The organism is Bradyrhizobium altum (assembly GCF_020889705.1).
Taxonomy (GTDB): Bacteria; Pseudomonadota; Alphaproteobacteria; order Rhizobiales; family Xanthobacteraceae; genus Bradyrhizobium; species Bradyrhizobium altum.
In genome coordinates this window covers 19,007-31,891 of sequence record NZ_JACMYP010000013.1, presented here as the reverse complement: position 1 = coordinate 31,891, position 12,885 = coordinate 19,007, and the positions used below count along the sequence as shown (strand labels likewise).

13 protein-coding genes are annotated in these 12,885 nt (G+C 63.5%); 7 read left to right on the top strand and 6 right to left on the bottom strand.

Features of this window, described 5'->3' with window-relative positions; all coding sequences use genetic code 11:
• Positions 1-55 precede the first annotated feature (55 nt).
• The 3 genes from hyi to H8B02_RS06320 all read right to left on the bottom strand — a co-directional run bounded on the left by hyi (position 56) and on the right by H8B02_RS06320 (position 3,703).
• Entirely contained in the window at positions 56-841 is a 786-nt protein-coding gene (hyi, locus tag H8B02_RS06330; protein WP_229165377.1) for a hydroxypyruvate isomerase, read from the bottom strand.
• A 39-nt stretch (positions 842-880) separates the two neighbouring features.
• The gene (gene gcl, locus H8B02_RS06325) at positions 881-2,668 is read right to left on the bottom strand and encodes a glyoxylate carboligase (protein ID WP_229165376.1); all 1,788 of its coding nucleotides are present in this window, start codon (positions 2,666-2,668) and stop codon (positions 881-883) included.
• A 192-nt stretch (positions 2,669-2,860) separates the two neighbouring features.
• Entirely contained in the window at positions 2,861-3,703 is an 843-nt protein-coding gene (locus tag H8B02_RS06320) for an IclR family transcriptional regulator (protein ID WP_229165375.1), read from the bottom strand.
• 230 nt (positions 3,704-3,933) lie between these two features.
• Between H8B02_RS06320 and H8B02_RS06315 the strand changes: the two genes are divergently transcribed.
• The 6 genes from H8B02_RS06315 (at position 3,934) to pyk (ending at position 10,325) form a co-directional block, all read left to right on the top strand.
• Positions 3,934-4,347 (top strand): CBS domain-containing protein, encoded by a 414-nt coding sequence (locus tag H8B02_RS06315; protein WP_229165374.1) that lies wholly within the window; start codon positions 3,934-3,936, stop codon positions 4,345-4,347.
• 85 nt (positions 4,348-4,432) lie between these two features.
• Positions 4,433-5,449: a 2-dehydropantoate 2-reductase gene (locus H8B02_RS06310; protein ID WP_229165373.1), complete on the top strand. Its 1,017-nt coding sequence runs from the start codon at positions 4,433-4,435 to the stop codon at positions 5,447-5,449.
• Positions 5,450-5,454: 5 nt separating this feature from the next.
• Positions 5,455-6,237, top strand: coding sequence for a fumarylacetoacetate hydrolase family protein (locus tag H8B02_RS06305; RefSeq protein ID WP_229165372.1), 783 nt, complete (start codon positions 5,455-5,457; stop codon positions 6,235-6,237).
• Between the two features lie 64 nt (positions 6,238-6,301).
• Positions 6,302-7,621 (top strand): oxalate/formate MFS antiporter, encoded by a 1,320-nt coding sequence (gene oxlT / locus H8B02_RS06300; RefSeq protein WP_229165371.1) that lies wholly within the window; start codon positions 6,302-6,304, stop codon positions 7,619-7,621.
• Positions 7,611-8,906, top strand: coding sequence for a glycerate kinase type-2 family protein (locus tag H8B02_RS06295; RefSeq protein ID WP_229165370.1), 1,296 nt, complete (start codon positions 7,611-7,613; stop codon positions 8,904-8,906). Before oxlT ends, H8B02_RS06295 begins: the two co-directional genes overlap by 11 nt.
• A 3-nt stretch (positions 8,907-8,909) precedes the next feature.
• Positions 8,910-10,325 (top strand): pyruvate kinase, encoded by a 1,416-nt coding sequence (pyk, locus tag H8B02_RS06290; protein WP_229165369.1) that lies wholly within the window; start codon positions 8,910-8,912, stop codon positions 10,323-10,325.
• Positions 10,326-10,824: 499 nt separating this feature from the next.
• On the opposite strand, the gene H8B02_RS06285 is transcribed toward pyk, so the two are convergent.
• Together H8B02_RS06285 and H8B02_RS06280 are read right to left on the bottom strand one after the other, a co-directional pair.
• The gene (locus H8B02_RS06285; protein ID WP_171947620.1) at positions 10,825-10,974 is read right to left on the bottom strand and encodes a hypothetical protein; all 150 of its coding nucleotides are present in this window, start codon (positions 10,972-10,974) and stop codon (positions 10,825-10,827) included.
• Positions 10,975-11,082: 108 nt separating this feature from the next.
• Entirely contained in the window at positions 11,083-11,274 is a 192-nt protein-coding gene (locus H8B02_RS06280; RefSeq protein WP_229165368.1) for a hypothetical protein, read from the bottom strand.
• A gap of 266 nt (positions 11,275-11,540) precedes the next feature.
• Between H8B02_RS06280 and H8B02_RS06275 the strand changes: the two genes are divergently transcribed.
• Complete coding sequence (locus tag H8B02_RS06275; RefSeq protein WP_229165367.1) at positions 11,541-12,413, top strand: helix-turn-helix domain-containing protein; 873 nt, start codon at positions 11,541-11,543, stop codon at positions 12,411-12,413.
• 21 nt (positions 12,414-12,434) lie between these two features.
• On the opposite strand, the gene H8B02_RS06270 is transcribed toward H8B02_RS06275, so the two are convergent.
• Positions 12,435-12,593, bottom strand: a complete 159-nt coding sequence (locus H8B02_RS06270; RefSeq protein WP_376711605.1) for a hypothetical protein — start codon at positions 12,591-12,593, stop codon at positions 12,435-12,437.
• Positions 12,594-12,885 lie beyond the last annotated feature (292 nt).

The window sequence follows — 12,885 nt, the reverse complement described above, 5'->3', positions numbered from 1 at the left end:
ACGCGTCAAAACAAAGTCCAAAGCTCCATTCCAATTCGATCGGAACGGAAAAGCTCTAGGTCACGAAGGTCTGCGCGGCGTGCCAGGCAAGGCTCTCGAGTGTGGTCGTCCGCGGCTTGTATTCGCATCCGATCCAGCCGCGATATCCGATGCTGTCGAGATGCTTGAACAAATAGGGATAGTTGATCTCGCCGGTCCCCGGCTCGTTACGGCCAGGATTGTCGGCGAGCTGGACATGCGCGATCCGGTCGAGATGCTTTTGCAGGGTCCGCGCCAGATCACCTTCCATGATCTGCATGTGATAGATGTCGTACTGGATGAACAGGTTGGATGAACCCACGTCGGCAATGAGCTGCACCGCCTGTTCCGTCCCGCTCAGGAAGAAGCCGGGAATATCGAGCGTGTTGATCGGTTCGATCAGGAGCTTGATGCCATGCTGGCCGAGCGCGCCGGCGGCGAAGCGCAGATTCGACACCAGGACCTCGCGCAGCTCTGCCGCATCAGTGCCGGCGGAAGCGATGCCGACCAGGCAGTTCAGCTGCCGGCAATCCAGCGCCTTCGCGTAGTCGATCGCGCGCACCACGCCGTCGCGAAATTCATCGACCCGATTACGCAGGATCGCAATGCCCCGCTCGCCGACGGCCCAATTGCCGGCCGGAAGATTGTGCAGCACCTGGGTCAGCCCACAGCGCGTCAACTCCTCCCGCAACTCGCTTTTTTCGAAGTCGTACGGAAAGAGATATTCGACTGCGTTGAAGCCGGCGGCCTTGGCGGCGGCGAACCGATCGAGGAACGGCAGCTCGTTGAAGAGCATGGTGAGGTTGGCGGCAAATTGAGGCACGGGTGGTATCTCCGCTTGGGGCAGCGCTGAATGAGGTCGTCAAGCCGGCAATAGCGTGCCGGATCGTTGTGCGCTCGGCACGTCATCGAGCGGGAGATCGAGCACCTCCTCGAATTCGACGATGTTGTCGATCTCCGTTCCCATCGCGATATTGGTGACCCGCTCGAGGATGAACTCCACCACCACGGGCACGCGATACCTGGCCATCAACTCGCGCGCGGTCGCGAACGCGGCCTGTGCGTCGTTCGGATCCGTCACACGGATCGCCTTGCAGCCGAGCCCCTCTGCGACGGTGACGTGGTCGACACCGTAGGCGCCGATCTCGGGTGCGTTGATGTTCTCGAACGAGAGCTGGACGTGATAGTCCATGTCGAAGCCGCGCTGCGCCTGCCGGATCAGCCCGAGATATGAATTGTTCACGACGACGTGGATGTAGGGCAGATTGAACTGCGCCCCGACCGCGAGCTCCTCGATCAGGAACTGGAAGTCGTAATCACCCGACAGCGCGACGATGTCGCGGTCGGGATCGGCGGCGCGCACGCCGAGCGCAGCAGGCAGTGTCCAGCCGAGCGGACCGGCCTGCCCGGCGTTGATCCAGTTGCGCGGCTGATAGACGTTGAGGAACTGGGCACCCGCGATCTGCGACAATCCGATCACCGTCACGTAGCAGGTGTCACGACTGAACGCCTTGTTCATTTCCTCGTAGACGCGCTGCGGCTTGATCGGGATGTTATCGAAATGGCTCTTGCGCAGCATCGAGCGCTTGCGGTCGCGACAGGCTGCGGGCCAGGCCTGCCGATCGCGCAGCTTCCCCGACTTCCGCCACTCCCTGGCGATGGTCACGAACAGTTCCAGCGCGGCCTTCGCGTCCGACACGATGCCGAGGTCCGGATTGAAAACCCGTCCGATCTGTGTCGGCTCGATGTCGACATGGACGAATTTGCGACCCTTGGTGTAGGTCTCGATCGAACCGGTATGCCGGTTGGCCCAGCGGTTTCCGATGCCGAGCACGAAATCGGATTCGAGCATCGTCGCGTTGGCGTAGCGATGGCTGGTCTGCAAGCCGACCATGCCGGCCATCAGCGCGTGATCGTCCGGAATGGCGCCCCACGCCATCAGCGTCGGGACGACCGGAACGTTGACCGCTTCGGCGAAGGCGACCAGGAGCTCGGATGCATCGGCGTTGATCACCCCGCCGCCGGCCACGATCAGCGGCCGCTCGGCGGCGTTGAGCATCTCGAGCGCCTTCTCGATCTGCTTGCGCGTCGCCGCAGGCTGGTAGACCGGCAGCGGCGAATAGGTCTCGTCGTCGAACTCGATCTCGGTCAGTTGCACATCGAGGGGAAGATCGATCAGCACCGGCCCCGGCCGCCCCGAGCGCATGATATGGAAGGCCTGGCTGAGCACCCGCGGCACCAGCGCCGGCTCGCGCACGGTGACGGCCCATTTCGTCACCGGCTTTGCGATCGCCTCGATGTCGACGGCCTGGAAATCTTCCTTGTAGAGCCGCGCCCGCGGCGCCTGACCGGTGATGCAGAGGATCGGAATCGAATCCGCGATCGCCGAATAGAGGCCGGTGATCATATCGGTTCCGGCGGGGCCCGATGTGCCGATGCAAACGCCGATATTGCCCGCTTTGGCCCTGGTGTAGCCTTCCGCCATATGCGAGGCGCCCTCGACGTGGCGCGCCAGAATGTGCCGGATCGAGCCGTTGCGCTTCAGCGCGGAGTAAAGCGGGTTGATCGCGGCGCCGGGAACGCCGAACGCGCAGGTGATCCCCTCGCGTTCGAGAATGCGCACTGCTGCATCCACTGCTCGCATTTTCATCTGATGATCCCGCTTCGCTATGAGTTGGCCTGAGCATGATCATCAGGCCCGCGATCATCGATCTCAACGCAAACGATTGGATTTTCCGCGCTATGGCAACGCTTGCGATTTCTTGCATGTCTGCAAGTGATTAGGGCCTGCGAAAGAATGGAAACCGGCAAAGGCGAGACCAGCCGCAGGCCTCGCGCCATGCTACTGTTGCGTGCAGCTGCTGCCGCGAAGCTCTGCGGAGAGCTCGGCTGCGATCTGGTGCACGATGGCGCCGATCTCCGGCAAGCGCGCGTCGGTCAGCCGATCCGCCATCCCCGATACCGAAACCGCGGCGAACGGCTCGCTGCAATCGTTGAAGACGACTGCGGCGACGCAGCGCAGGCCGAGCCGCGCCTCTTCATTGTCCACCGCATAGCCCTGGCGTCGCACGGTCTCCAATTCCCTGAACAGCTCGCCCGGCCGAATGATCGACTTCTCCGTCAGGCGCGGCATGCCGCGACGGCGGATGATCGCGTTGATATCGGCATCGGAATACGCGGCCAGCACCGCCTTCCCCACGCCCGAGGCGATCAGCGCCACGCGTCCGCCGACCTTGGTCAGCGAACGCATGATCTCCCGGCTTTCGATGCGGGATACGACGATGATGGAATCATCGTCGACCACTGCAAGATTGGCGGTTTCCCTGGTCTGGTCGCGCAGCTTGCGCAGATAAGGCAATGCCCGCGCGGAAAAATTGCGCCGGCGCATGAAGGTCGAGCCGACCACGAAGCTTTGCGCGCCGATGTGCCACTTGGACTCCTCGCGGTCGAACTGCACGAACCTGCGATTCTCCAGCGTCGTCAGCAGCCGATGAGCCGTCGACGGCGGCAAGCCGATGCGGATCGCAAGATCGGTCAGCCGATAGCCTTCGTCATCCTCTGCAAGCGCTTCCATGATTTGCAGCGCGCGATCGACCGATTGAACGCCGCCATCTCGCGGGTCCTGATCCGGCTGCGCGCGAAAATCGGGATCGGACGGCTTGCGCCGGATCGGCTCTCTTTTCATCACGACCTGCCCCTAACCGGTTGCGGTTCAGAACGAAATTGCTCGCCGACAACGAGCGTCACAATTGGCATATGGCATACCAAAAGACGCCTGAGTCAAGGTCGCAGACTTTCGGAATGGGTCAGTATTTTTGCCATTTTCTTACATAACGCGGCGATTCTTTTGTTTGACTTCTGGGATAATGTATACCACGATTGTTTCTTAACGACTGTAACCGGGAGGACCATGCCATGTATGTCGGGGACATCCTTCGCACCAACAGTGCGCACGTGGTGACGATCGGCTCGAGCGAAACCGTGAGCATTGCAGCGAACCTGATGTACGCGAGCAATGTCGGCGCACTCGTGGTCAGGAACGCCTCGCGCAGCGTCGACGCCGCCGTGGTCGGAATGTTCAGCGAGCGCGACGTCGTCGCTGTGATCGCCGAGCGCGGCACGGGCGGTCTTGCCGCGAAAGTCGCGCAGTTCATTTCGCCGCGGCCGCTGGTGTCCTGCACTTCGCAGGACGCGCTCACCGATGTCGAGCGTCTGATGGTCCGTCGCGACATCCGCCATATCCCCGTCATCGACAACGGCCGGCTCGTCGGCGTCGTGAGCATGCGGGACATCGGCTTTGCCCTGGAGGAAGCCGCCTGCGCGGCCTGACGGATTTTTCCAAGGCCATTGCCACGCAACCCGGTTCGAGCCGTTGCGGCTCATGCTGTGTCCCCACTCTGCTCGAGAGGATTTCATGAAGGTCTGCATCTACGGCGCCGGTGCCATCGGCGGCTATCTCGGTGTCGAATTTATGCGCGCTGGCGCCGATGTCAGCCTGGTCGCGCGGGGCGCGCATCTCGCCGCGATGCGGCAGAATGGCCTGAAACTCCTGATGGGCGACGAGGAGCGCGTGGTACATCCTCGCTGTACCGATCATCCCGCCGAACTCGGCGAACAGGATTTCGTCATCATTTGCCTCAAGGCGCATTCGATCACCGGCGTCATCGAACCGATGCGCCCCCTGCTGGGTGAGCGGACCCGCATCGTCACCGCCGTCAACGGCATTCCCTATTGGTATTTCTACAAGCACGGCGGACGGCACGAGGGATCGGCGCTTGAGAGCATCGATCCCGGCGGACGGCAGTGGAACGAACTCGACCCCGCGCGCGCCATCGGCTGCGTGGTCTATCCCGCCACCGAGATCGAGGCGCCCGGCGTGATCCGCCACGTCTATGGCAACAGCTTTCCGCTCGGCGAACCCTCCGGTGAGATCACACCTGATGTCGAGCGGCTTGCCGCCCTGTTCGCGGCAGCGGGCATGAAGGCGCCGGTGCTCGACCGCATCCGCGACGAGATCTGGCTGAAGCTGTGGGGCAATGTCTGCTTCAACCCGATCAGCGCCCTCACCCACGCGACCCTCGACGTGATCTGCACCAATCCCGGCACGCGGGCGCTGTCCAGGGCGATCATGCTGGAGGCCCAGGCGATCGCGGAAAGCCTCGGCGTCAAGTTCCGGGTCGATGTCGAACGCCGCATCGAGGGCGCACGCAAGGTCGGCGCGCACAAGACCTCGATGCTGCAGGATCTCGAGCGTGGACGTCCTGTCGAGATCGATCCGCTGATCACCGTGGTGCAGGAAATGGGCCGGATGACGGGGATTGCGACGCCCGCGCTCGACGCGGTGCTGGCGCTGGTGGCGCAGCGCAGCAGACTGGCAGGCCTCTATGACGGGGCGGCCGGCGTCGAAGCCCAATCGCTTGCGGTGGCGTGATCGCGATGGCCAATGTGACGCGCTGGGTCCGCTTCCGCCACCATGCCGAAACCGGCTTCGGGCAACTCACCCCGTCCGGCATCTCCGTGCATGCAGGAGAGATGTTCGGCGACACACGACCGACCGGACAGACGCTGGCGCTTGACGATGTCGAGTTGCTCGCTCCAACGGAGCCGAGCAAGATCATCGCGCTCTGGAACAATTTCCACGCACTGGCGGCGAAGCTGAAATCACCTGAGCCGGCCGAACCGCTGTACCTGTTGAAAGCCCAGACCAGCGTGACCGCGCCTGGCGCCGTCATCACGCGCCCCCCGGGCTACGATGGCAAGACGACCTACGAAGGCGAACTCGGCATTGTCATCGGCAAGAGCTGCACGGCCATAGCCCCCGAGCAGGCCGACGCCTTCATCTTCGGTTATACCTGCACCAACGACGTCACCGCCGCCGACATTCTCAACCGCGATCCGACCTTCCCGCAATGGGCGCGGGCCAAGGGTTTTGACGGATACGGGCCCTTCGGTCCCGTCATTGCCTCGGGCCTCGACCCCGCACGCCTTGTGGTGCGCACCATCCTCAACGGCGTGGAGCGCCAGAATTATCCGATCGCGGACATGATCTTCAGCGCGCAGGCGCTGGTCAGCAAGATTTCACACGACATGACGCTGTTGCCGGGCGACCTGATCTGCTGCGGGACATCGATCGGCGTCGGAGTGATGAAGGAGCCTGTCAATACGGTCACCATCGCGATCGACGGAATCGGCGAGTTGACCAACGAATTTCGTCAGTAGGCGGCGGCAGGACGACAGCCCGACGCAGCCGGACCAAACGACCACCATCTCTTTGGGAGCGCACATGATCTCCAGCACGAAACCGGCATCGTCCCCCGGCGGCTTCCGCTGGCTCCAGCTCGCGATCGGCATCGTCTGCATGGCGATGATCGCCAACCTGCAATACGGGTGGACGCTGTTCGTTGATCCGATCGACGCCAAGTATCACTGGGGCCGTCCGGCCATCCAGCTCGCCTTCACGATTTTCGTGATGACCGAGACATGGCTGGTGCCGGTGGAAGCCTGGTTCGTGGACAAATACGGCCCGCGCATCGTCATCATGTTCGGCGGGCTGATGATCGGATTGGCCTGGGTGCTGAACTCATACGCCTCTTCTCTCGTCATGCTCTATGCAGCGGCTATTGCCGCGGGCATCGGCGCCGGCGCCGTGTACGGCACTTGCGTCGGCAACGCGCTGAAATGGTTTCCGGACCGGCGCGGCCTCGCCGCAGGCGCGACCGCTGCAGGCTTTGGCGCCGGCGCAGCCCTCACCGTCGTGCCGATTGCCAACATGATTGCCACGAGCGGCTACCAGAGCACCTTCCTGACGTTCGGAATCGGGCAGGGCCTCATCGTTCTCCTGCTGGCCTGGTTCGTCCGCCCGCCGCATGGCGTCGAGGCCCCCAGGAAAAAGCAGCTCAATCTGCCGCAGAGCGCAATCGACTACACGCCGCCCCAGGTCCTGCGCACGCCGATCTTCTGGGTCATGTACCTGGTGTTCGTCATGGTGGCTTCCGGCGGGTTGATGACCGCGGCGCAGATCGGGCCGATCGCCCACGACTTCAAGATCGCGGACACGCCGGTCACCCTGGCGGGCTTCCAGATGGCGGCGCTGACCTTTGCCATCTCGCTCGATCGTGTGTTCGACGGGTTCGGCCGTCCGTTCTTTGGCTGGGTCTCCGACACGATCGGCCGCGAGCACACGATGTTCATTGCGTTCGCGACTGCGGCGCTGATGTTGCTGACGCTGTCGACCTACGGCCACATTCCGGTTGTTTTCGTGCTGGCGACGGCGGTCTATTTCGGCGTCTTCGGCGAAATCTACAGCCTGTTTCCGGCGACGTCGGGCGACACGTTCGGCGCCAAATACGCAACAACGAACAACGGCATGCTCTACACGGCGAAGGGCACGGCGGCGCTGCTCGTGCCGCTCGCGAGCGTCATCTCCTCGCAGCTCGGCTGGCAGGCCGTGTTCATCGTCGCGGTTGCGCTCAATGCCACCGCTGCCCTCACGGCCTTGCTGGTGATCAAGCCGATGCGGCGCGCCTTCATTCTCGGCAGTGAGACGACGGCAAAGGCCGCGATCGCGCCAGCACCTGGCCGGAGCGCGGCGATTGAACACTGATTGGACGGACTTGCGGGCGCGGACGGCGCTGCGGAAGATCTTCGATGCTGCGATCGCCAGCTGCGATCCAAGGATAACCATTGCGCGCGCTCTGCCGGCAAAGCCGAAGGGCAGATGCATCGTCGTCGGCGCCGGCAAGGCTTCGGCCGCGATGGCAGCAGGCCTCGACGCGGCCTGGCCTGATGTCGACCTTTCGGGTGTCGTGGTCACTCGCCACGGTCATTCAGTCCCCGCGGGCCGCATCGAAGTGCTCGAGGCGTCTCACCCCGTGCCTGACGACACGAGCAAGGTCGCCGCCCTTCGGATGCTCAGCGCCGTTCGGGGACTTTCAGCGGACGATCTCGTCATCGCCCTGACGTCCGGCGGAGGCTCGGCCCTGATGACCCTTCCTGCATCCCCGATGACCCTCGCCGACAAGCAGGCGGTCAACCGTTCCCTGCTTGCAAGCGGCGCGACGATTGCCGAGATGAACGTTGTCCGCAAACATTTGTCCGCGATCAAGGGCGGCCGGCTGGCGCTCGTCGCCCGCCCCGCTCACGTCACGACGCTCGTGACCTCAGATATTCCCGGCGATGATCCCGCCGCGATCGGCTCCGGTCCCTCGCTGCCGGACAGCAGCACAAAAGCCGACGCGCAGGAGATCGTGAGCCGGTTTGCAATCGACCTGCCTGAAACTGCGCGGCTCGTGCTTGAGCGAGCCGACGAGACCCCGAAACCCGGCGAGATCGACGCCGATGTCCGTGTCCTTGCCGCGCCGTTCCATGCACTTGATGCTGCGGCCAACGCTGCGCGAGATGAAGGCCTGACCCCGATCATCCTTGGAGACGCGATCGAAGGCGAGGCGCGCGAGCTCGGAACCGTGATGGCGGGCATCGCCCGGTCGATCGCGGGGCATGGGCAGCCCGGCCCTGCCCCTGCCGTGCTGCTGTCCGGCGGAGAGACGACGGTGACGATCGGACGCGGGCCGGCGGGTCGCGGCGGCCGCAACACCGAATTCCTGCTGGGGCTTGTCATCGCCCTGTCCGGTACGTCCGATATCTGGGCGATTGCGGGAGACAGCGACGGTATTGATGGAACGGAAGATGCGGCTGGAGCTTTGATCGGTCCGGATACGCTGCGGCGCGCCGCCGCGAGCAGGCTTGACGCACGGGCCTTTCTGGCAGCCCATGACAGCTACACGTTCTTCGACCGCCTTGGAGACCTCGTGCGCACCGGCCCAACGCTTACCAATGTCAACGATATCCGCGCCGTGCTGATTGCGGCCGGCAAGCCAGCAATGAGGTGACCCATGCGTCGTCATCGACGGGCCAAGATCGTCGCAACCGTCGGCCCCGCCAGCAGTTCCCCCGAGATGCTCAAAGCGCTGCTGCTGGCAGGCGTCGATACGTTCCGTCTCAACTTCAGCCACGGAACCCAGAGCGACCACGCAACCATCCACGCCGCGATCCGAAGGCTGGAACAGGAGGTCAGCCGTCCGATCGGCATCCTGATGGATCTCCAAGGTCCGAAGATCCGCGTCGGCAACTTGCGCGATGGCAAGATTACCGTGGCGGCCGGCGAGACCATCCGGTTCGTGCTGTCCGGATCGGAGGGCGACCGAACCGCGATCCCGCTCCCGCATCGGGAAATCTTTGCCGCCGTGGCCCCCGGCCACGACCTTCTGATCGACGACGGCAGGGTCCGGGTTCGCGTCGCCGGGCTCGGTGACGATTTCATCGAAGCCAGGGTGATCGTCGGTGGCACGATCTCGAACCACAAGGGCGTCAATCTGCCGGGGACGGTGCTCGACCTTTCGCCGCTCACCACCAAGGACCGCCTCGATCTGGAGTTCGGTCTGAACCTCGGCGTGGATTGGGTCGCCTTGTCATTCGTGCAGAAGCCTTCCGACATCATCGAGGCGAGAAGTCTCGTCGGCGACCGCGCCGGCCTGATGGCCAAGATCGAGAAGCCGGCAGCGCTCGAGCGGATCGACGACATCATCCAGCTCTGCGACGCCATCATGGTTGCGCGTGGAGACCTCGGCGTCGAAATTCCACATGAGGACGTGCCCGGGCGCCAGAAGGAGCTGGTGCGGGCGTGCCGTCTTGCGGTGAAGCCCGTGATCGTCGCCACGCAAATGCTGGACTCCATGGTCGCCGCGCCGACACCGACGCGCGCGGAAGTCTCCGACGTTGCGACCGCGATCTATGATGGCGCAGACGCGGTGATGCTGTCGGCGGAATCCGCGACGGGCCACTATCCGCGCGAGGCCGTCGAGATGATGGATCGCATCATCCGCAGCACAGAACAGCACAAGATGTACCGCTCGATCGTCGAGGCGACCCAGCCCGGCGAAGAGCAGACGCCGCCGCATGCCGTTGCAACGGCCGCCGCCGACCTCGCCTCCGTCATTCACGCCGCAGCCATCGTGGCCTACACGTCGAGCGGCACCACGGCCGCACGCGTCGCGCGCAAGCGGCCGAGCCTACCGATCCTCGCCATCACCCCGAGCCGCGAAGTATCGCGTCGCTTGTGCCTGCTTTGGGGCGCGCACAGCGTTCTGTCCGACGATGTCGGGAGCTATGAGGAGATGGTCGAGCGCGCGACGGCTCTCGCGCATGCAGAGCAGTTTGCATCAAGCCGGGACCTGCTGGTCGTTGTCGCCGGCATTCCCTTTGGGCAGGCAGGAAGCACGAACAACCTGCGAGTCGTTTCGCTCCCCTGACAGAGTCATCCGTCAGCATCGCGGTCCCAAACACCCTGCGCATCCGGTCCGTCGAGATTTTCGGGCTCGTTGCGCCGGGCGCCCGAGTCTCAGGGCATAGCGCCAAACCAGATCACGAGCGCGAATATCACCAACAAGGCGACGGTGATGATCGCTTCGCTCGTGGGTATGCGCTTCATAGGCCGCCTCCGCGCGCGGGAGCGGGATGCTGCGACGGGGCGATGGTTCACCTCAGCACAACACCGCCCGCTTAAAATGCATGCGGACGGCGTCAGCTCTAGCCCCAGGAAGGAAATGCAAAATCCCGGTAGCCATTACGTCTACACATCTGGGCAGAAGGTTCACGTGACGATCGGCATACTCCAAAGGGTGTAGGGTCGCCGACCGTAATGGACGCCATTGACACCCATCCCTGGCACCCTCGGCCGCATGACGATCTCACCACGAGCATGGGCCACGCAGGTGTGGCGCCGGCAGCACTTGTCGCTCGATGCCGCCCTTAGCGCCACGACCCGTCCGGCCCAAGGGGCAAAGTCGGGTGGTCGCGGTTGTTCTCGTCGGGCTTGACCCTGAAACCCTGTCGAAATGCGAACCAGATAAAGCCGCCCAGTGCGACCACACAGATCGGCGCGAGAATCCAGTCGGGCATGTCGTGGTCCTCCAGTCTGCCGACAATTGGTCGCCGCTATCTTGGGCTGAGTTCAATACGGATGCCGCGCGCCATTGCAGCGCGCCCCCTCCAGCGCTCGGCGTGATCCTACCGGCACGAAGAAGCGCCGCGCCGCGCGAACAAGAGCGCGGACTTTTTCAAAAGGTGCAGCTGCACCTTTGTCCCAATGGAGTCGAGGCAGCGCCGCAAGTGATTGAAAACATTGGAGCGGGTGAAGGGAATCGAACCCTCGTATTCAGCTTGGAAGTCGCCGGATTTTGCAATGATTTCAGGAGCCATTCTGACAATTCTACGTGTTTTGGCCGATTGAGATCGTTACAGGATTTCTCTTTGTCAGAATGACGATCGCTGCCCCAAGTTCGTCTTGCCGACCACCCGTGGCGCGTACCTTGGCCCGAGCACCTGGCCCAAGCGACGCTCCCACATCAGAAGTTAATCATGGCGCGGCAGAGCTATTGCAAAGCTCGGGCGGTCCTGCTTGAGACGAGTCGCAATTGGCCATCGCTGAAAGGCAGCGAAGCCGCTAAGCCTATTCGCGGAGCATTATGTCCACTCGTTCCCGATCCGTCGCCCTCCCCGTCCACACCCCCGAAGACATTCTCGCCAACCCGCGCTTTGCGGCCGCCCGCTCAGCCTTCATCGACGCGGTGCTCGCGTTTCACGAGGGCGATCGATTCTCGAGCCGGCTGATGGTCGAGACGATGCGACAGGTGACGTTCAACCTGATCGTGTCCCGTCATCTCCGCCATGACGTGACCGATCGTTCGACATGGCCGACCCCGCAGCGGCTCAAGGCTGAAATAAAGCCGTTCGGATTGGCGAGCCCGCGCCGGATCGATGCACTGGTGGCCCGCCTTGTTCAGCTCGGCTATGTCGACTCCCGCCCCTCCGACCTCGACGGCCGGGTGCGCCTTCTGACCCCGACTCCCAAGATGATGGCGCTCGACAGGGAGTGGCTAGTCTACAACTACGTGCCGTTGCATGTGATGTTTCCGGACGGCTATGCCGAGCCGATGGCGCGCGATCCGGCGTTCCAGCGGGCCCAGCGCCTGGTCGCTCTCGATTTTTCCGCCAAGGGCGCTGAGATCTTGGCCGGCAATCCGCCCGTGATGCGGTTCATGCATCGCGATGCCGGCATGCTGGTTCTGATCAAGCTCGTTCAGATGTCCGCCGCCGGTGGCGCGGACGGTGTCTCCTACACCGACATCGGCGCCCGATTCGGCGTGTCGCGCACGCATGTGCGTTCGCTGCTGGAAGACGCGGCGCAACATGGCGATGTGAGCCTCTCCGGCCGCAGTGGACGTCTGGTCGAACTCAAGCCGCCGATCCTGCAAGCCTTCGACCGCTTCCTCGCGGACGCCATGTCGGGGCACGATCTGCTCTACAAGCTCGCGAGCGAACGGATGAGGAATGGGTGACGGCGACGGAGCTTTTGGTCGCTAGCCGGCCGGCGTGCGCCCCTCCGCCTTCACCGCGTTGACCGAAGCGCCGAAGCCGTGGCGGATATAGATGTCGTCGCGGAATTGCACGACGCCGTCGGGCGTCGCCCACGCTGTGACATAGACCCAGTATAGCGGCACGCCGGCGGCGAAAGCCAAACTCCACGCAAAAAGTTCCGTTCTCACGCGTTGGGCGTGTGGCATAAATGGCCAGGCCGCATCAATCGCGGCTCGCTCCTCAAGCTGATGCAGAAGATTGGGCCGATGGGCGAAACAGCACGTTTGAGTTTCTTTCTCCGATGCCGGCGCCAGCGTCGGCGTACCGCGCACCCATGTACGAAACCTCTTGAACGAAGCGGAAGAGCTGGGACTCAAGGAAGTGGTGCGATAGCCTGGAAAATTGCGAGCCTTCGCGACATCCGATTCGCGCGCGGCTCAATCGCCTTGGGTA